Annotated in this window: 15 protein-coding genes and 3 tRNA genes; 8 read left to right on the top strand and 10 right to left on the bottom strand. The window is 71.8% G+C overall.

The window, feature by feature from the left end; all coding sequences use genetic code 11:
• Positions 1-6: 6 nt before the first annotated feature.
• From ACFZBT_RS17260 to purS, 5 genes are all read right to left on the bottom strand, one after another.
• On the bottom strand, positions 7-840 hold the full coding sequence (locus ACFZBT_RS17260) for a peptidoglycan DD-metalloendopeptidase family protein (RefSeq protein WP_391103915.1): 834 nt from the start codon (positions 838-840) through the stop codon (positions 7-9).
• A 16-nt stretch (positions 841-856) separates the two neighbouring features.
• Positions 857-1,357 carry a helix-turn-helix domain-containing protein gene (locus ACFZBT_RS17265; RefSeq protein WP_391103916.1) on the bottom strand — a complete coding sequence of 167 codons (501 nt, stop codon included), beginning with the start codon at positions 1,355-1,357 and terminating at the stop codon, positions 857-859.
• A 143-nt stretch (positions 1,358-1,500) separates the two neighbouring features.
• Positions 1,501-3,759, bottom strand: a complete 2,259-nt coding sequence (gene purL / locus ACFZBT_RS17270; protein WP_391103917.1) for a phosphoribosylformylglycinamidine synthase subunit PurL — start codon at positions 3,757-3,759, stop codon at positions 1,501-1,503.
• Positions 3,756-4,436 carry a phosphoribosylformylglycinamidine synthase subunit PurQ gene (gene purQ / locus ACFZBT_RS17275; protein WP_193483504.1) on the bottom strand — a complete coding sequence of 227 codons (681 nt, stop codon included), beginning with the start codon at positions 4,434-4,436 and terminating at the stop codon, positions 3,756-3,758. Before purQ ends, purL begins: the two co-directional genes overlap by 4 nt.
• Positions 4,433-4,696: a phosphoribosylformylglycinamidine synthase subunit PurS gene (gene purS / locus ACFZBT_RS17280; protein WP_010045045.1), complete on the bottom strand. Its 264-nt coding sequence runs from the start codon at positions 4,694-4,696 to the stop codon at positions 4,433-4,435. The genes purQ and purS overlap by 4 nt, the downstream gene beginning before the upstream one ends.
• Before the next feature lie 277 nt (positions 4,697-4,973).
• On the opposite strand from purS, the gene ACFZBT_RS17285 reads away from it, so the two are divergent.
• From ACFZBT_RS17285 to ACFZBT_RS17320, 8 genes are all read left to right on the top strand, one after another.
• Entirely contained in the window at positions 4,974-5,291 is a 318-nt protein-coding gene (locus ACFZBT_RS17285) for an Lsr2 family protein (RefSeq protein ID WP_215120453.1), read from the top strand.
• A 134-nt stretch (positions 5,292-5,425) separates the two neighbouring features.
• Positions 5,426-5,497 (top strand) — tRNA-Gly (locus ACFZBT_RS17290).
• Between the two features lie 81 nt (positions 5,498-5,578).
• Positions 5,579-5,651 (top strand) — tRNA-Gly (locus ACFZBT_RS17295).
• A gap of 130 nt (positions 5,652-5,781) precedes the next feature.
• Positions 5,782-6,753 (top strand): ATP-binding cassette domain-containing protein, encoded by a 972-nt coding sequence (locus ACFZBT_RS17300; protein WP_391103918.1) that lies wholly within the window; start codon positions 5,782-5,784, stop codon positions 6,751-6,753.
• A complete protein-coding gene (locus ACFZBT_RS17305; RefSeq protein WP_391103921.1) occupies positions 6,750-7,577 on the top strand; it encodes an ABC transporter permease in 828 nt (275 codons plus the stop codon). The genes ACFZBT_RS17300 and ACFZBT_RS17305 overlap by 4 nt, the downstream gene beginning before the upstream one ends.
• 21 nt (positions 7,578-7,598) lie before the next feature.
• Complete coding sequence (locus ACFZBT_RS17310; RefSeq protein WP_391103923.1) at positions 7,599-9,035, top strand: histidine kinase; 1,437 nt, start codon at positions 7,599-7,601, stop codon at positions 9,033-9,035.
• A complete protein-coding gene (locus tag ACFZBT_RS17315; RefSeq protein WP_391103925.1) occupies positions 9,032-9,652 on the top strand; it encodes a response regulator in 621 nt (206 codons plus the stop codon). The genes ACFZBT_RS17310 and ACFZBT_RS17315 overlap by 4 nt, the downstream gene beginning before the upstream one ends.
• A gap of 22 nt (positions 9,653-9,674) precedes the next feature.
• A tRNA-Gly gene (locus ACFZBT_RS17320) sits at positions 9,675-9,750 on the top strand.
• A 42-nt stretch (positions 9,751-9,792) separates the two neighbouring features.
• On the opposite strand, the gene ACFZBT_RS17325 is transcribed toward ACFZBT_RS17320, so the two are convergent.
• The 5 genes from ACFZBT_RS17325 to ACFZBT_RS17345 form a co-directional block, all read right to left on the bottom strand.
• The gene (locus ACFZBT_RS17325; protein ID WP_391103927.1) at positions 9,793-10,692 is read right to left on the bottom strand and encodes a phosphoribosylaminoimidazolesuccinocarboxamide synthase; all 900 of its coding nucleotides are present in this window, start codon (positions 10,690-10,692) and stop codon (positions 9,793-9,795) included.
• A 68-nt stretch (positions 10,693-10,760) separates the two neighbouring features.
• A complete protein-coding gene (locus ACFZBT_RS17330) occupies positions 10,761-12,236 on the bottom strand; it encodes a N,N-dimethylformamidase beta subunit family domain-containing protein (protein WP_391103929.1) in 1,476 nt (491 codons plus the stop codon).
• A 232-nt stretch (positions 12,237-12,468) separates the two neighbouring features.
• Positions 12,469-14,268, bottom strand: coding sequence for a hypothetical protein (locus ACFZBT_RS17335; protein ID WP_391104450.1), 1,800 nt, complete (start codon positions 14,266-14,268; stop codon positions 12,469-12,471).
• A gap of 306 nt (positions 14,269-14,574) precedes the next feature.
• Positions 14,575-15,825 carry a phosphoribosylamine--glycine ligase gene (gene purD, locus ACFZBT_RS17340; RefSeq protein ID WP_391103931.1) on the bottom strand — a complete coding sequence of 417 codons (1,251 nt, stop codon included), beginning with the start codon at positions 15,823-15,825 and terminating at the stop codon, positions 14,575-14,577.
• A gap of 252 nt (positions 15,826-16,077) precedes the next feature.
• On the bottom strand, positions 16,078-18,546 hold the full coding sequence (locus ACFZBT_RS17345) for a DNA polymerase III subunit gamma and tau (RefSeq protein ID WP_391103934.1): 2,469 nt from the start codon (positions 18,544-18,546) through the stop codon (positions 16,078-16,080).
• Positions 18,547-18,568 lie beyond the last annotated feature (22 nt).

Below are 18,568 nucleotides of genomic sequence, written 5' to 3' on the forward strand. Positions count from 1 at the left end.
ATCAGCCTAGGCGGGGGCTGTGACAGTCGGGGGTGCCTCGAAGGTCTGGCCGTTGGCGGGCACTCCGATGCCGGTCCAGGTGAAGGGGGCGCCCCGGGCCGCGTCCGGGTCGGGGCCGTCCATGAGCTGGAAGTGGAGGTGCGGCTCGGAGGAGTTGCCGGAGTTGCCGCAGCGGGCGAGCGGCTGTCCGGCCCGGACGCGGTCGCCCTCGTGGACGGTGAGGGAGCCGCGCTGGAGGTGGGCGTAGGCGGCGTAGGTGCCGTTGCCGAGGTCCAGGACGATGTGGTTGCCGAGGACGCGGCGGATGCCGGACATCTCTCGTACCGAGCCCTCGACGAGGATCAGGTACACCAGCCCGAGCAGCGAGTTGCGGCTGAGGTGGTCGCGCTGCCCGTCGACCGCCCGTACGACCGTGGCGTCGGCGACCGCGAGGATCTCGGCGCCGAAGGCCGGGAAGTCCTCGGGGCGGCGGGCGAGCGGCCACAGCGGGCGGAAGGCGGGGCGGGCGCCCGGCTCGGGCTCGGCGAGGATGTCGATGGCGTATGTCTGCCCGTGGGTGTGGATGCCGTGGCTCGGGGTGCGGTCGGCCGGGCTGTTCAGCGCGGTCCAGCGGCCGGTCACGGGCGCGGCGACCTCAAGGGGTTCCCGGGCCCGGCGCGGGCTGTCGGGGGCGCCGCCCCACCGGTTGGCGACGGTGATGACGGCGTACGCGAGGAGCAGCAGCAGGCAGTTCCACAGGATGGGGTAGCCCCAGCCGAAGCCGATATGGGCGATCACCAGGCCGATGAAGGCCAGCTGGAGGCACTGGAAGGCCACCGTGCCGATCTTGCGTGCGGACATCCTGCCCCCGGTTCGTCTACGGTCGCGCCGTCGATACCGCCACCAGCAGCGGCACGACGCGCTGGTCGGGCACCTCGTAGCGGCCCCGGCCGGTCGTGTGCAGCCAGCCGGTGCCGGTGAGCTGGCGCAGGTGGTGGTAGATCTGGCCGGTCGTGCCGACCTCGTCCAGCTCGGCGAGTTCGGCCGCGGTGCGCCGGCCGCCGAGGATCTCGCGGAGCAGCCGGAGCCGGACCGGGTGGCCGAGCGCCGCGAACGACTCGGCGGCCGCCGTCCAGTCCTCCTCCAGCAGCCCCTCGGTCAGGGCTCCCATCTGCCACGCGTACGGCTCGCCCGTCGGCAGGCGCACGGAGCCGGTGTAGAGGATGCCGCCGTCGGTGGCTCCCAGCTCGGAGAGTTGCTCCCGCAGCCCGTTCAGGGCCCAGAAGTCGCCCCCTTCGAGGCGCGGGCCGGTGCTGGGGGCGCCTTCCAGGGCCGCCAGACGGCGTTCCAGGTCGGCTACACGTTCTTCGAGTTCCACTCCTCCAGTATTACGGAACTACGTAATTACGTGCAACCGTCGAATCCGTTCGCGGCCCCGATCACGGCCCCGATCACGGCCCCGGGACACGCCGAGGCCCCCGTCCGGCGAACCGGACGGGGGCCTCGTGACGTACGGCCGGCTTACGCCAGCAGCGCCGGGATCGTCGCCTCGTGCGTCTCGCGCAGCTCGGACAGCGGGAGCGCGAACTCGCCCTGGACGTCCACCGAGTCGCCGTCGACGACACCGATGCGGGTGACCGGGAGGCCCCGCGCACCGCACATGTCGTTGAAGCGCAACTCCTCCGAGCGCGGCACGGCCACGACCGCGCGGCCCGCCGACTCGGAGAAGAGGAAGGTGAAGGCGTCCAGACCGTCCGGGACGATCAGGCGGGCTCCCTTGCCGCCCAGCAGCGCCGACTCGACGACGGCCTGGATCAGACCGCCGTCGGACAGGTCGTGCGCGGAGTCGATCATGCCGTCGCGGGAGGCGGCGATCAGGATCTCGGCGAGCAGCCGCTCGCGCTCCAGGTCGACCTTGGGCGGCAGGCCGCCGAGGTGGTCGTGCACGACCTGGGACCAGGCCGAACCGCCGAACTCCTCACGCGTGTCGCCGAGAAGGTAGAGCAGCTGCCCCTCCTCCTGGAAGGCGACCGGCGTGCGGCGGGCCACGTCGTCGATCACGCCGAGGACGGCGACCACCGGGGTCGGGTGGATGGCGGCCTCGCCCGTCTGGTTGTAGAGGGAGACGTTGCCGCCGGTCACCGGGGTGCCCAGCTGCTGACAGGCGTCCGCCAGACCGCGCACGGCCTCCGCGAACTGCCACATCACCGCCGGGTCCTCGGGCGAGCCGAAGTTCAGGCAGTCGGAGACGGCGAGCGGCTTCGCGCCGGTCGTGGCGACGTTGCGGTACGCCTCCGCCAGCGCCAGCTGGGCGCCGTGGTACGGGTCGAGCTTGGCGTACCGGCCGTTGCCGTCCGTGGCGATGGCCACGCCGAGGCCGGACTCCTCGTCGATCCGGATCATGCCGGAGTCCTCGGGCTGGGCGAGGACGGTGTTGCCCTGCACGAAGTGGTCGTACTGGCTGGTGATCCAGGACTTGGAGGCCTGGTTCGGGGAGCCGACGAGCTTCAGGACCTGGTCCTTCAGCTCCTCGGACGTCGCCGGCCGGGGCAGCTTGTTCGCGTCGTCGGCCTGGAGCGTGTCCTGCCAGGACGGGCGGGCGTACGGGCGCTCGTAGACCGGGCCCTCGTGCGCGACCGTGCGCGGATCGACGTCGACGATCTTTCCGCCGTGCCAGTAGATCTCCAGGCGGTCGCCGTCGGTCACCTCACCGATGACGGTGGCGATGACGTCCCACTTCTCGCAGATCTCCAGGAAGCGGTCGACCTTCTCCGGCTCGACGACCGCGCACATGCGCTCCTGCGACTCGCTCATGAGGATCTCCTCGGGCGAGAGAGTCGAGTCACGCAGGGGTACGTCGTCCAGCGTCACGCGCATGCCGCCCGAGCCGTTCGACGCCAGCTCGCTCGTCGCGCAGGACAGGCCCGCCGCGCCGAGATCCTGGATGCCGACGACCAGCTTCTCCCGGAAGGCCTCCAGGGTGCACTCGATGAGGAGCTTCTCCTGGAAGGGGTCGCCGACCTGGACGGCGGGCCGCTTGGAGGGCTTCGCGTCGTCGAAGGTCTCGCTCGCCAGGATCGAGGCGCCGCCGATGCCGTCGCCGCCGGTCCGGGCCCCGTAGAGGATGACCTTGTTGCCCGCGCCGGACGCCTTCGCCAGGTGGATGTCCTCGTGCCGCATGACGCCGATGGCACCGGCGTTGACCAGCGGGTTGCCCTGGTAGCAGGAGTCGAAGACGACCTCGCCGCCGATGTTGGGCAGGCCCAGGCAGTTGCCGTAGCCGCCGATGCCGGCGACGACACCGGGCAGCACCCGCTTGGTGTCGGGGTGGTCGGCAGCGCCGAAGCGCAGCGGGTCGACCACGGCGACGGGCCGCGCACCCATGGCGATGATGTCGCGGACGATGCCGCCGACACCCGTGGCCGCGCCCTGGTAGGGCTCCACGTACGAGGGGTGGTTGTGCGACTCGACCTTGAAGGTGACCGCGTAGCCCTGGCCGACGTCCACCACACCGGCGTTCTCGCCGATGCCGACGAGGAGGGCGTCCGACTGGGGCGCCTTCTCGCCGAACTGGCGCAGGTGCACCTTCGACGACTTGTACGAGCAGTGCTCGGACCACATGACGGAGTACATGGCGAGCTCGGCACCGGTGGGCCGGCGGCCGAGGATCTCCACGACCCGCTCGTACTCGTCCTTCTTCAGACCGAGTTCGGCCCAGGGCAGCTCGACGTCGGGGGTCTCGGCCGCGTGCTCGACCGTGTCCAGAGGCGTCCGGCTCATGCGTTGACCAGCTTCTTGAGGATCGAGGTGAAGAACGGCAGGCCGTCGGTACGGCCCGTACCGATCAGCTGCTCGACGGCGTGCTCGGGGTGCGGCATGAGGCCGACCACGTTTCCGGCCGCGTTGGTGACGCCGGCGATGTCCCGCTGCGAGCCGTTGGGGTTGAAGTCCAGGTACCGGAAGGCGACGCGGCCCTCGGCCTCCAGCTGGTCGAGCGTGTACGCGTCGGCCACGTACTGCCCGTCGTTGTTCTTCAGCGGGATGTGGATCTCCTGGCCGGCCGTGTAGTCGGTGGTCCAGGAGGTCTCGGCGTTCTCCACGCGCAGCTTCTGGTCACGGCAGATGAAGTGCAGGTGGTCGTTGCGCAGCATCGTGCCCGGCAGCAGATGGGCCTCGGTGAGGATCTGGAAGCCGTTGCAGATGCCGAGCACCGGCAGACCGGCCTTCGCCTGCTCCAGCAGGGGCTCCATCACCGGCGAGAAACGGGCGATGGCCCCGGCGCGCAGATAGTCGCCGTAGGAGAAACCACCGCACAACACCACGGCGTCGACCTGCTTGAGGTCCTTGTCCTTGTGCCAGAGGGCGACCGGCTCGGCGCCCGCGACCCGGATCGCGCGCTGCGTGTCCCGGTCGTCCAGACTGCCGGGAAAAGTGACCACGCCAATACGAGCGGTCACTTCACGGCCTCCGCGACTTCCTCGACCCGGACGGTGAAGTCCTCGATCACGGTGTTCGCGAGGAAGGACTCCGCAAGATCGTGAATGCGGGCGAGGGCGGCCTCGTCGACCGGCCCGTCAACTTCCAGTTCGAAACGCTTTCCCTGGCGGACGTCCGAGATCCCCTCGAAACCCAGCCGCGGCAGTGCGCGCTGCACCGCCTGGCCCTGGGGGTCGAGGATCTCCGGCTTGAGCATGACGTCGACTACGACGCGTGCCACGTGCACTCCCGGTGGTGTGGTGCTGAGCAGGTTCCTGCAGTGGTTTCAGACTACCCGCACAAAATTTCTACGCGCGTCGACTTGTAGGAAGCTACGTGACGGTCATCACGATCCCGCATCGACGGGTCCGCACACGAAAATTTCCAGGAAAGATTCCGGGTCGTCACCCGAAACCTATTGCGTTCGGACACGCGGAAGGATTTAGTCGGTGTCAACAATGCATTGCACGGCACTGTACAAATGAATTGGCAAGTGCCGCAGGAAGGGACCGATATTCGTGGCGCAGAAGGTCGTGGTCACTCTCTTTGACGACATCGACGGCTCGGAAGCGGCGGAAACGATCGCTTTCGGACTGGACGGCAAGTCGTACGAGATCGACCTGAACGAAGGCAATGCCGACGAACTGCGGAAGGCGCTCGCGCCTTACGTGGAGGCCGGCCGCAAGCGGTCCCGCTCGGGCAAGGCGTACCGGCAGACGGAGGTCGCCCCCGACCCCTCGGCCGTACGGGCCTGGGCCCAGGCCAACAAGATGGACGTCCCCGCGCGCGGGCGCATCCCCAAGAAGGTCTACGAGGCGTTCACGGCCGCCCAGTGACGGCCCGCTGAGCCCCGGCCGACCGCCGGCCATCCGCCCCTCGCGGCAACCGACTTGCGCAGCACCCGGGCTGATCAGTTAGAGTCTGGAGCACGCCGAGGGGCGAGGCCGAAAGGCCCAGCTCACGGAAACACGCGGGTGTAGTTCAGTAGTAGAACATCCCCCTTCCAGGGGGAAGGCGCAGTGTGCGATTCCTGTCACCCGCTCTGCATCACCGTACCGACCACTCCTGTGGATCAGGTAGGCTGGTGCCCGCACCGATCGGTGAGAGCCGATCGGGGGCAATTGCGGACGTAGCTCAGCTGGTAGAGCGCAACCTTGCCAAGGTTGAGGTCGCGAGTTCGAACCTCGTCGTCCGCTCGGGAATGAGACCCCGGTCCTTCAGGACCGGGGTCTTTTCGTGTCCATCACAGGCTTGTCTGACATTTGTCATGCCGAGTGATGACACAGCGCACTGCTGAGCGGCCCGCCGGGGCGGAACTCTGAAGGCATGGAAAACAACGGACGCGAACACGTGATTGAGGTCACTGACCTGCGGCGTGTCTACGGGGGCGGGTTCGAGGCGGTGAGCGGAATCAGCTTTTCCGTACGTCGCGGGGAGATCTTCGCGCTGCTGGGCACCAACGGCGCGGGCAAGACGTCGACCGTCGAACTGCTGGAGGGACTCGCGGCGCCGGAGGGCGGCCGGGTGCGGGTCCTCGGGCACGATCCGTACACCGAGCGGGCCCTCGTCCGGCCCCGCACCGGCGTGATGCTCCAGGAAGGCGGCTTCCCGTCCGAGCTCACCGTCGCGGAGACCACGCGGATGTGGGCGGGGTGCGTGAGCGGGGCCCGGCCGCCGGCGGAGGCCCTCGCGCTGGTCGGACTGGAGTCGAAGGCCGGTGTCCGGGTCAAGCAGTTGTCCGGCGGGCAGCGGCGCCGCCTGGATCTGGCGCTCGCCCTGCTGGGCCACCCCGAGGTGCTCTTCCTGGACGAGCCGACCACCGGACTGGACGTCGAAGGCCGCCGGGAGACGTGGGAGTTGGTGAGCGCGCTGCGCGACGGCGGCACGACGGTGCTGCTGACCACGCACTACCTGGAGGAGGCCGAGAGCCTCGCCGACCGGCTGGCGATCATGCACGAGGGCCGTATCGCCACCAGCGGCACCCCGGCCGAGGTGACCGCCGCCGAGCCGTCGCGGATCTCCTTCGACCTGCCCGACGGCTACTTCGTGGGCGATCTGCCGCCGCTCGGGGAACTGGGCGTGACCGGGCACGAGACCGACGGCCGGATCGTCCGGCTCCGGACCCATGAACTGCAGCGCGCGGCCACCGGGCTGCTGCTGTGGGCCGAGCGGGCCCGGGTGGAACTGCGCCGCCTGGACGTGCGGTCGGCCTCCCTGGAGGAGGCGTTCCTCAGGATCGCCAAGGAGGCCTCGGCGGGGCGGACCCCGGCCGGGACGACGAAGGAGTACGCGGCATGAGTGCCACCCACCCGACGCCCCGCACCACGCCCCACCCGGCGACCGGCACGAGAGCCGCGGGCACCACACCGATGAGCCGCATGGCGGCACTCGCCCGCGCCGAGCTGACCCTGCTGGGGCGGAGCAGGGGCGCGCTCGTCGCCGCGTTGTTCGTGCCGCTGGTGATGCCGGTCAGCGTGCGGTCGGCGGCCCAGGAGATGGATCTCGCGGAGGCGGGGCTGAACGCCGGCACCCTGGTGCTGCCCGCCGCGGTCGGCTTCTCCCTGCTGTTCGCCGTCTACTCGGTGCTCGTCGGCGTCTTCGTCGTCCGGCGTGAGGAACTCGTCCTCAAACGGCTGCGCACCGGTGAGCTGCGGGACGCCGAGATCCTGGCCGGCTCCGCCGTGCCCGCCGCGGTCACCGGGCTCGTGCAGTGCCTGCTGCTCGCGGCGGGCTGCACCGTGCTGCTGGACATGTCCGCGCCGTCCGCGCCCCATCTGGCCGTCGTGGGCCTGTTGTTGGGGCTCGTGCTGTGCGCGGCCCTCGCCGGAGTCACCGCCGGTTTCACCCGGACCGGCGAGAGCGCGCAGGTCACACCCATGCCGCTGCTGGTCGTCTCGGTGATGGGCTCGGGCATGTTCTTTCCGCTGGAGCTGCTGCCGGACCGGCTGGCCTCCCTGTGCGAACTGCTGCCGCTGACGCCCGTCGTCACCCTGGTGCGCGGCGGCTGGACCGGCGACCTCTCGGCGTACGAGACGCTGGGCGCCGTGGCGACGGCGGTGGCCTGGATCGTGGTGTCGGTGTTTGCTGTACGGCGGTGGTTCCGCTGGGAACCGCGGCGCTGACCTAGGGGGAGGGACGGGCTGATGCGCGGGCCGGGTGGGTGGTGGCGGCGGCAGACGACGCCGGAGAAGGTCGAGACGTATACGCGGTGGTCCTTCCAGTCCTTCGCGGTGACCGAGTTCGTCATGATCGGGATCATGGCCCTCCCGATGGGAGCGTGGCTCGGGGCCGGGATGCTGCTCCTGGCCGGTGCGCATGCCGCGGTCTGCTACGTCACCGTGTCGCGGGCGCTGGACTGGACGCGCGGCAGGCGGCCGCAGCCCGTACGGCTGCTGTGGACGCTGGCCGCCGTGACCGCCGCGGTGTGCGCCGTCGTGATCGGCATCGCCGACCACGGGCCGGGCGGCGAGAGCGTGGACACCGCCGCGGGCGGGGCCCTCCACATCGTCGGCATCATCGGTGTCGGCACCATCGCCCTCGGCGTCCGCGAGCGGCGGCAGGTGTTCGCGATCGTCGTGGGCTTCGCGACGGTCTCCTGGCTCGTCGCGTTCACTCGGGGCGCCTCACTGGGCGAATCGCTCTTCACGACGGTGATCGCGCTGTTCGCCGGCGGGCTGCTCGCCTTCACGGCCGTCGTCTCCGTGTGGCTGCTCAACATCGTCTACGAACTCGACGAGGCCCGCGAGACCCGGACCCGGCTCGCCGTCGCCGAGGAGCGGCTCAGGTTCGGGCGTGATCTGCACGACGTCATGGGGCGGAACCTCGCCGTGATCGCGCTCAAGAGCGAACTGGCCGTGCAGCTGGCGCAGCGGGGACGGCCGGAGGCCGTGGCGCAGATGGTCGAGGTGCAGCGGCTCGCGCACGAGTCACAGCGTGAGGTGCGGGAGGTCGTCCGCGGCTACCGCGAGGCCGATCTCGGGGCGGAACTCGCCGGGGCGCAGGGGGTGCTGGCCGCGGCCGGCATCGACTGCACGGTGAGCGGGGCGACGGCGGCCGGGCTGCCGGTGCCGGTGCAGTCCGCCCTGGGGTGGGTGGTGCGGGAGGCCGCGACGAATGTCCTGCGGCACGGGGACGCGCGGCGGTGTGCAGTGCGGTTGCGGGTGGAGGAAGGGGAGGAGGAGGGGGAGGGGTGCGTGGTGCTGTCGGTGGAGAACGACGGGGTGGAGAGCGACGGGGTGTTCACGGCTGCCGGGGCGTCGGGCTCTTCTGGCACTTCCGGCCCTTCTGGCCCTTCTGGCCCTTCTGGCACTTCTGGCCCTTCTGGCCCTTCTGGCACTTCCGGCTCTTCTGACACTTCCGGCTCTTCCGGCTCTTCCGGCTCGGGACTTGCCGGATTGCGGGAGCGGCTGGCGGAGATCGACGGGACGTTGGAGGCCGGGCCCGCGGGGCGGGGGCTGTTCCGGCTGACGGCGGAGATTCCGCTGCCGTCGGCGGCGGGCCCAAGGCCGCGTGGTGCCGCTGACCGCTCTGGCCCGGCATCCGCCGCCACCGTGGGCCCTGTGAGAGAGGTCACACCATGACCGTCGTAGAGCCCGTGCGGCTGCTGCTCGCCGACGACGAGCACCTCATCCGTGGGGCGCTCGCCGCGCTGCTGTCGCTGGAGGACGACCTCATGGTCGTCGCCGAGGCGGCCACCGGGCCGGAGGCGATGGCGATGGCCCGGGCGCACGAGCCCGACGTCGCGGTGCTGGATCTCCAGATGCCCGGCGCCGACGGTGTGAAGGTCGCCACAACCCTGCGCTCCGAACTGCCCGGCTGCAAGGTGCTCATCGTCACCAGTCACGGGCGGCCCGGGCATCTGAAACGGGCGCTGGAGGCCGGGGTGCGGGGGTTCGTACCGAAGACCGTGAGCGCGCAGCGGCTCGCGGAACTCATTCGTACCGTGCACGCCGGCAACCGTTACGTCGACCCGGAGTTGGCCGCCGACGCGATCGCCGCCGGGGACTCTCCGCTGACCGCGCGGGAGGCCGAGGTGCTGGAACTCGCCGCCGACGGGGCGCCCGTGGCGGAGATCGCCGAGCGGGCCGCGCTGTCGCAGGGGACCGTACGGAACTATCTGTCGTCGGCGGTCTCGAAGCTCGGGGCGGAGAACCGGCATGCGGCGGTGCGGCTCGCACGGGAGCGAGGTTGGGTATAGTGGTTCTCGTACCACGGCGCATGCGAACGTAGCTCAGTTGGTAGAGCGCAACCTTGCCAAGGTTGAGGTCGCGAGTTCGAACCTCGTCGTTCGCTCCAGCGAGAAGCCCCCCGGTTCCGGCCGGGGGGCTTCTCTGTGTCTCAGGCCCAGGTCAGGCCCGTCAGGCGCTCGTACGCCTCCACGTACTTGGCGCGGGTGGCGTCGACGACCTGCTGCGGCAGCGCCGGCGGGGGCTGCTCGCTCTTGCGGTCCCAGCCGGACTCCGCCGAGGTCAGCCAGTCACGGACGAACTGCTTGTCGTACGACGGCTGCGCGCGGCCCGGCTGCCACCGGTCGGCCGGCCAGAAACGGGAGGAGTCCGCGGTGAGGACCTCGTCCGCCAGGACCAGGTCGTCGCCGTCGAAGCCGAACTCGAACTTCGTGTCCGCGAGGATGATGCCCCGCTCCCGGGCGATGTCCCGCCCCCGGGCGTAGACGGCGAGGGTCGCCTGGCGCAGCCGGGCCGCGGTGTCCGCGCCGACCTGGCGGGCGACCTCCTCGTAGGAGACGTTCTCGTCGTGCTCGCCGACGGCGGCCTTGGTGGCCGGGGTGAAGATCGGCGCGGGCAGTTCGCTGCCGTCGACCAGGCCCTCGGGGAGGGCGAGGCCGCAGACCGTGCGGGACTCGTTGTACTCGACCAGGCCCGAGCCGGTGAGGTAACCGCGGGCCACGCACTCCACGGGGACCATCTGGAGCGACTTGCAGACCAGCGTGCGGCCCGCCCAGTCGGCCGGGGCGCCGGCGGGCAGTTCGGTGCTCAAGACGTGGTTCGGGGCCAGGTCGGCGAGCTGGTCGAACCACCACAGGGAGAGCTGGGTGAGGACCCGGCCCTTGTCCGGGATCTCGGTCGGCAGCACCCAGTCGTAGGCGGAGATGCGGTCGCTGGCGACCATCACGAGGTCGCCCGCCTCGTTCCGGTACAGCTCGCGCACCTTGCCGGTGTGCAGATGTACCAGACCCGGGACCTGGATCGGCTCGGGCTTTTCGACGAATCCGGACACGGTGCCTCCCCGTGGTTCTGTCCAATGGCTTGATTCTCCCGTATATGCGGGTGATCGCGGACAGCGGGTCAGTCGCGTTTGCAGATGCGGTCCAGGAGATTCGCGGTGGCGCGCTGGATACGGGGTTCGACGTGGCCCGGGCGGTCCAGGGCCGGGGTCCAGGCGAACGTTCCGGATGCGAAGACCCAGGCGCCGGAGGGTGCGCGGTAGAGGGAGGTCTCCTGGTGGCGCCGGGCGCCTTCCTTGTCGGTGTACGGGGAGTGCGCGAGCAGCACGCGCTCCTCGTGCTCGGGCAGCGGGGTGCGCGGGAAGTAGCGGTCGGCCTCGCCCGCGACCAGGTCGGTGATCTCGTCGCCCTCGTGCGCGCCGGTCGCCTCCCACAGCCAGTGATCGGCGTTGCGCACGATCAGGGGCTGTGGCTCCGGGACGTGCCCCGCGTACTGGATGCCGATGAGCTGCTGCTCCGCCCGGTCGATCTCCCGCCACAGCACCGGCTTGCCGGGGCCCCTGCGTTTGCGGCAGGTCAGCAGGCGGTCGGGGACGCCGGACGGGGAGGGGCCCAGTTCCACCTGCCAGTACATGGAGTTGGCGGAGAGGAAGACGAGCGAGGTGCCGGCGTCACGGGCGCGCTCCACACTGCCGCGCATGGCCGCCGACCAGTACTCGTCGTGACCCGGGAAGACCAGGCCGCGGTAGTGGGTGGGATCGACGCGGCCCGCGTGCAGGTCGCTCGCCGTGGCGTAGGCGATGTCGTAGCCGTAGCGCTCGGCCCAGCGGATGAAGTCGTAGGCGTGGCCGACGTGGAGGGGGAGGCCCGCGCCCGCGTACGGGCGGTCGAAGGAGACCGTCGTGGCCGCCTCCGACTCGCCCAGTAACCGGCCCTCGTCGTCCCAGGCGTGGTAGAGGCTGGCGCCGGTGCGGCCGTCCTCCGGGTAGAGGTTGTACGCCTGCCAGGTGATGTCGGGCAGGACGAGGAGCAGGTCGGCGGGCTGGTCGTGGCGGACCGTGAACGGGACGTGGGAGCGGTAGCCGCCGGCGGTGGTGAGGACGGCGACGTACGCGCCGATGTTCCAGTACGACGGGACCTGGAGCCGCCAGGACAGCCACCAGTGGTGGCAGGAGACCGTACGGTCCGCGGTGAGCGGCGCGGGCTGGACGATGCCGGACAGCCGCGGGCTGGTCGTGATCTTGGCGGCGCCGTCACCGCCGTAGTGGCCGATGCGGTAGATGTCGACGCCGAACTCCTGGGGCGGATCGACCGTGATGTGGAAGTCGATGGCCTCGCCGGGCGCGACCGCGCCGGTGGAGGTGAAGCCCTTGATCTGGCGGTTGACGTCGTCGGCGGCGCGGGGGCCGTTGGAGCGGGCGGACTTCCTCGGGGCGTGGGGCGCGTCCAGGTCCACGTACCAGGGGACGACCTGGCCGGTGTCGTCGAAGTACGTGACGGTGCCGCGCAGCCATGGAACGGGGCCCTGTCCGAAGGGATCCGTCACGGCGTGCGCCAGCGCTCCCGACTCCCAGCGGCGGATCTGCTCCGAAGCCATGGCTGCTTCCCCTCCCCTTCGCCCCCGTGGTGCTGCCTGCTCGTGTGATGCGTGTGGTCTGTGCGGTGAGTGCGGTGAGTGCGTCCCCGAGTGATGCCGTCGCGCTTATGTGCCTGTCGTATGTCGTCAGCCCTTGCCATGTGCGCGAACGGTCCAAGCACATCACATAACGCGCGCACTTCGTCACTGTTCGTTTTGAATTGGCCAGAAGTGGAAGCGGGTGCTCCGGCGGTCAGGCGAGCCGGACCGGCTTCTCCGGGCGTATCCCCAGCTCGGCCAGCCAGGCGCGCAGGGGGGTGGGGTCGCCCTCCTCGATCAGGGTGAGGATCTTGGGCGCGAGATCGGCGGTGCGCTCGCCGTTGTGCAGGAGTGTGGGGCCGTCCAGCCAGTCCAGGCCGGGCATCGCGCCGGCGGTGTCCATCGCGGCACAGCAGATCATCGCCGTGAGGTGGTCGGCGAGCAGTTCACGGGCCGTGCGCGGGGGCTGGAGGGGGAAGAGGGGGAGGGCTCGGTCGTCCCAGAGGGCGAGGGGGTCGGGGGTGGCCGGGGAACCGGCTGCCGATGAGGCCGCGGTGGGCGGGCGGGGTGTCGCGGCGGCCTCCTCGCGGGCCAGTTCGGCGCTGAGGCGGGCGGCCAGGTCGGCGCTGCGAGGGGTGGTGCCGGAGAGGTCTTCTTCGTCTGCGTGGACGTCTTCGTCTTCGTTGAGGGGAGGCAGTGGTTCCGGGGGTCTGGTGGGGAACGGGGGCGCTTCGCCGGTCAGGTCCGTCAGGTGGTCCACGACACGGGACAGGGTCGGGCCACCAGTGGCGGGGGCCGCGGGGCCGGCGGCGGGGCGAACGCCCATCGTGTCCAGGACGCGGTGGAGCCGGGCCGCGTCGATGCGCCACTTGCGGTCCACGACCTCCTCCGGATACTCGCTCCAGTCCACCGGCGACCAGTCGGGTCCGGGCCCGGCGGGGCCGCCGTGGAAGAGGCGGGCGGCGAGGAGGGAAGCGGACTCGTCGACCGTGCCCGGCTCCTCGAGCAGATCGCAGGCGGGCCGCTCCCCGAGCCGGGACGCGAAGCCCTCGGCCAGGCGGTCGCGCCGGGACAGCTCCGTGAGCGCCGCCACCACGCCGGCGTCCAGCCGGGACGGCCAACGGCCCATCCGCCAGGCCGGCAGCGCCACGCGGGTCAGCAGCCGGTCCCACCCCGCGTACGCCAGGCCCACCTGCTCCTGGGCAACGATCCGAAGCCCGTAATCCACAGCCTGTGCACGCTCCGCGGCCGCGGCCGCCACGCCCCGCTCCAGCTCGGCGGCCGGGAGGCGGCAACTGCGCAGCAGCAGCCGGGCCACCCAGCCGACGCCTGCCAGCACGGCTCGCGAGACCGGGTCACGGCGGGGCGCCGAGGCCACGGCCACCGCAGCGTCGAGGCCCCGGACGAAACGCCGGGCCGCGGCTATGTCCGGGTGGGCGGAGGGGCCCGTACCCGCGACGACCGGGGCGAGGACCGCGCGCAGCTCGCCGACCCGCATCCACCACAGGAAAGGAGAGCCGATGACGAGGACCGGGGCGGCGGGGTGCCGACGGTGCGGGTGCTTCCCGGCGCCCGCTATGTCGTCGTGCTCCTCGGCCGGAGGCGGTCCGTGGGCCGGATGCGTGCGGTCCTCCAGCCAGCTGTCGCAGTCCGGTGTGAGCGCTATCGCGGAGGGGGCGGGGACCTCGAGGCGGTCGGCCAGGTCGCGCACCATCCGGTACAGGTCGGGAGCCGCCTCCTCGGCGATCGGGACGGTCGGGCTCATGGCCGGACGGGCCCGGGCGACGACCAGGGCGATCCCGGCGGCGGCGAGCAGTACGAGGACGGCGACCGGGGTCAGAACCCAGCGGGCGGCGTCCCAGCCGGGCCCGACGAGGCGGCCGGAGAACGCCCCCGCGAGCAGGATCACGGCGACGGCGGCGGGCAGCAGGGCGACGGCCAGGGCGCGGCTGCGGACGCGCAGCACGACCAGTGCCCGTGCCCGCGCGATCTGCGCGCCTGCCTCCACACCCATTCCGGTCACGACCGACCTCACCCCCTCCCCGTTGACCTGACGCTTTCCTTGCTCACTCCCCCACTGTGGCACCAGCCACTGACATCGCAATGCCGGTGGGCCAAGTGCCGGAACGCTTGCGCCGCACCCTAGTTGGGGCTCAGCCCCCCGTCAGCCGGATACGGCATCGGTCACTCGATGGAATGGCTTTGGGGAGAGGTGGATGACGGAAAGCGAGGGTCAGGCCCTCACCTGACGAAAACTTCAGGCCCCGGATCCTGAGACGGATCCGGGGCCTGTGGGGTTCATCGGCGAGGGGCTGTGTCCCTACGCGCCCGCCGCCTTCGCGGCGATGTCCGTGCGGTGCTGGGAGCCGTCGAGGCGGATGCGGCCGACGGCCGTGTAGGCGCGGTCGCGGGCCTCGGCGAGGTCCTTGCCGGTGGCCGTGACGGACAGGACACGGCCGCCCGCGCTGACGATCGCGTCACCGTCGCGCCTGGTACCGGCGTGCAGGACGTACGCGTGCGGGGCGTCCTGGGCGGCGACCTCGTCGAGGCCGGTGATCGGGTCGCCGGTGCGCGGGGTGCCGGGGTAGTTGTACGAGGCGACGACCACCGTCACGGCCGCGTCGTCGCTCCAGCGCAGCGGTTCCAGGTGGGCCAGGTTGCCGGTGGCGGCGGCCATCAGGAGACCGGCCAGCGGCGTCTTCAGACGGGCCAGGACGACCTGGGTCTCCGGGTCGCCGAAGCGGGCGTTGAACTCGATCACGCGGACACCGCGGGAGGTGATCGCGAGACCGGCGTAGAGCAGACCGGAGAACGGCGTGCCGCGGCGCTTCATCTCGTCCACGGTCGGCTGCAGGACGGTCTGCAGCACCTCGTCGACCAGCTTCGGGTCGGCCCACGGCAGCGGGGAGTAGGCCCCCATGCCGCCCGTGTTCGGGCCCTCGTCACCGTCCAGCGCGCGCTTGAAGTCCTGGGCGGGCTGGAGCGGCACGACCGTCTCGCCGTCGGTGACGGCGAACAGGGAGACCTCGGGGCCGTCGAGGAACTCCTCGATGACCACGCGCTCGCAGGCCGCGGCATGCGCCTTGGCGGTTTCGAGGTAGTCGGTGACGACGACGCCCTTGCCCGCGGCGAGCCCGTCGTCCTTGACGACGTACGGGGCACCGAAGGCGTCGAGGGCCGCGTCGACCTCGTCCTCCGTCGTGCAGACGTACGAGCGTGCCGTGGGCACCTCGGCCGCCGCCATGACCTCCTTCGCGAAGGCCTTGGAGCCCTCCAGCTGCGCGGCCGGGCCGGACGGGCCGAAGACCGGGATGCCCGCCTCGCGCACGGCGTCGGCGACACCGGCGACGAGCGGCGCCTCCGGTCCGACGACCACGAGCTCCGCGCCGAGCCGGGTGGCCAGCGCGGTGACGGCGGAGCCGTCCAGGGGGTCGACCTGGTGCAGCTCGGCGACCTCGGCGATGCCGGCGTTGCCGGGGGCGCAGTGCAGCGCGGTGACGTCGGGGTCGAGGGACAGGGAGTGGCACAGGGCGTGTTCGCGGGCGCCGGTGCCGATGACGAGGACCTTCACGGGGGTCAGCCTAACGGGAAGCGCCGGGATTCCTTTGTGCGGGCTTCCGAAGGGGGTGGGGGTGTTGGCTTGGAGGTTCCTCCGAAGCGGGGGTACCGGCCGGGAGGCCGGGGCCGTTCGGCCGGGAGGCCGGGGCCGTTCGGCCGGGAGGCCGGGGCCGTTCGGCCGGGAGGCCGGGGCCGTTCGGCCGGGAGGCCGGGGCTCGTCCGGCCGGGCCGGAGGTCGGCCGGGCCGGGGCTCGCTCCGCCGCGGTTAGGGCTCGTTGGTGAACTCGTCCACCACCGTTGCCCCCAGCTCCCGGACGATCAGGTCCTGCCCGGAGAGGGCCGACTCGTCGAGGTCGGGATCGTCGTCCTCGGGGATGTCGTCCTCGACGGACACGGACCGCGGCCTCGGAGCGGAGGGCTGGGGCGCGGGCGCCGCGGGGGCGGAGCCTGAGGTGGGGGCGGGGGTGCTCGACTGCTGGGCCGCGGTGGACGGGGCCGCCGACTGGGACGAGGCGGGGCGCTGAGCGGTTGCCGTACCGCCGCTGCCGCCGCTGCCGCCTCCGGTGTTGTGGCCGCCACCGCCGGAGCCGTAGCTGCCGCCGCTGTGGCCACCGGCGCTGCCGCCGTGGGCGCCGCCGTTGCCTCCCCCGAGGCCGGAGGGGCCGCCCGGGGCCGGGGGCGCGGATCCCCCGGAGGGGTCGACGATCGCCTCGATCTTCCACTGGACGTTGAACTGCTCGCCCAGCGCCTGCCGCAGCACGTCCTCGCTGCCGCTGCTCAGGAAGTTGTCCCGCGCACCCGCGTTGACGAAGCCGAGCTGGAGGGTCGTGCCGTCGAAGCCGGCCACCTGGGCGTTCTGGCTGAGCAGGATCCAGGTGAAGCGCCGACGGTTCTTGACGGCCTCCAGGATGTTCGGCCAGAGCATGCGGGGGTCGAGACCGCCTGCGGGAGCAGCGGCGGGAGCGGCCTGAGCGGGGGCCGAGGGGGATGGTGCGGGGGCCGGTGGGGTGCTGGCGGTGGGGGTGCTCGGGGCGGGTGTGTTCGCCGCGGGCGCGTTCCCCGCTGCGGGGTTCGGGGCGGGTGCGCCCGAGGCGGCCGTGGGCCAGCCACCGGGGCGACGGCCGCCGCTGCCGGCGGAGGCGGCCGTGGGCCAGGCGCCGGGGGCGGGGGCGGGGGCCGCGGGCGTTGTGGGTGCGGGCGCTGTGGGTGCCGTCGGCGCTGGGGGTGCCTGGGACGGCTCCGGGGGCTGAGGCGGCTGGGTATACCCGTCGGCGGCAGGGCCTGAGGCCACCGGCGGCTGTGCGTCGTGGCCGCCGGGGGGGCCCGGGGTTCCGTGAGCGTCGGGGACGTACCCGGCGGCGGCCGCCGTATCACCGCCACTACTGCCGCTGCCGGTGCCGCCGCTGTTCCCGCTCCCCGGTGCCCCGGAAGCCCGTACCGCCGCACGGGCCGCGGCCGGACCGCCGCCGGGCGGAACCGGAGCAGCCGCCGCGGCCGCGGCCGCCGGTCCGCCATGCCCCTCGGGCCCCGGCACATAGCCCATGGCGGGCATGCCGGCGGGTGCCGCGGAGAAGTTCACACCGCGCTCGACGCGGTCCAGGCGGGCCATGACGGACCGCTCGTCGCCGTAGGCGGCGGGGAGCAGGACGCGGGCGCAGATCAGCTCCAGCTGGAGACGGGGCGAGTTGGCGCCCCGCATCTCCGTCAGTCCCTCGTTGACGAGGTCGGCGGCACGGCTCAGTTCGGCGGGGCCGAAGGTGCCGGCCTGGGCCTGCATGCGCTCGACGACATCGGCGGGGGCGTCGATGAGCCCCTTCTCCGCCGCGTCCGGGACGGCGGCGAGGATCACCAGGTCACGCAGCCGCTCCAGCAGGTCGGCGACGAACCGACGGGGGTCGTTCCCGCCCTCGATGACGCGGTCGACGACCTCGAAGGCCGCGGCTCCGTCGCCGGTGGCGAAGGACTCGACGACGGAGTCCAGGAGGGAGCCCTCCGTGTACCCGAGCAGGGCGGTGGCCATGGCATACGTCACACCGTCCGCCGCGGCGCCGGCGAGCAGCTGGTCCATGACGGACATGGAGTCACGCACGGAGCCGGCACCGGCCCGCACGACGAGCGGGAGCACACCGTCGTCGACCGGGATGGTCTCCTTCTGGCACACCTCGGCGAGGTAGTCCCGCAGGGTCCCGGGCGGGACGAGCCGGAAGGGATAGTGATGGGTCCGCGACCGGATCGTCCCGATGACCTTCTCGGGCTCGGTGGTCGCGAAGATGAACTTGAGATGCTCCGGCGGCTCCTCGACGACCTTCAGCAGCGCGTTGAAGCCGGCCGACGTGACCATGTGGGCCTCGTCGATGATGTAGATCTTGTAGCGGCTGCGCGCGGGTCCGAAGAAGGCCTTTTCGCGCAGGTCACGGGCGTCGTCCACGCCACCGTGCGACGCGGCGTCGATCTCGATGACGTCGATGGAACCGGGGCCGTTGCGCGCGAGGTCCTGACAGGACTGGCACTCACCGCACGGTGTGGGCGTGGGCCCCTGCTCGCAGTTCAGGCACCGCGCCAGGATGCGCGCGCTGGTCGTCTTGCCACAGCCGCGCGGCCCGCTGAACAGGTACGCGTGGTTGACCCGGTTGTTGCGCAGCGCCTGCTGCAACGGGTCGGTGACGTGCTGCTGCCCGATGACCTCGGCGAAGGTCTCCGGGCGATAGCGGCGGTACAGAGCGAGAGACGACACGCATACGAGGTTATAGGCGCCC

Source organism: Streptomyces sp. NPDC008137 (assembly GCF_042957035.1).
Taxonomy (GTDB): domain Bacteria; phylum Actinomycetota; class Actinomycetes; order Streptomycetales; family Streptomycetaceae; genus Streptomyces.

Bases quoted from the DNA above. Each gene is read 5' to 3' on its own strand.
- ACFZBT_RS17260 (WP_391103915.1), bottom strand. From the start codon at position 840: ATGTCCGCACGCAAGATCGGCACGGTGGCCTTCCAGTGCCTCCAGCTG.
- purL (WP_391103917.1), bottom strand. From the start codon at position 3,759: ATGAGCCGGACGCCTCTGGACACGGTCGAGCACGCGGCCGAGACCCCC.
- ACFZBT_RS17300 (WP_391103918.1), top strand. From the start codon at position 5,782: ATGGAAAACAACGGACGCGAACACGTGATTGAGGTCACTGACCTGCGG.
- ACFZBT_RS17305 (WP_391103921.1), top strand. From the start codon at position 6,750: ATGAGTGCCACCCACCCGACGCCCCGCACCACGCCCCACCCGGCGACC.
- ACFZBT_RS17310 (WP_391103923.1), top strand. From the start codon at position 7,599: ATGCGCGGGCCGGGTGGGTGGTGGCGGCGGCAGACGACGCCGGAGAAG.
- ACFZBT_RS17315 (WP_391103925.1), top strand. From the start codon at position 9,032: ATGACCGTCGTAGAGCCCGTGCGGCTGCTGCTCGCCGACGACGAGCAC.
- ACFZBT_RS17330 (WP_391103929.1), bottom strand. From the start codon at position 12,236: ATGGCTTCGGAGCAGATCCGCCGCTGGGAGTCGGGAGCGCTGGCGCAC.
- ACFZBT_RS17335 (WP_391104450.1), bottom strand. From the start codon at position 14,268: ATGGGTGTGGAGGCAGGCGCGCAGATCGCGCGGGCACGGGCACTGGTC.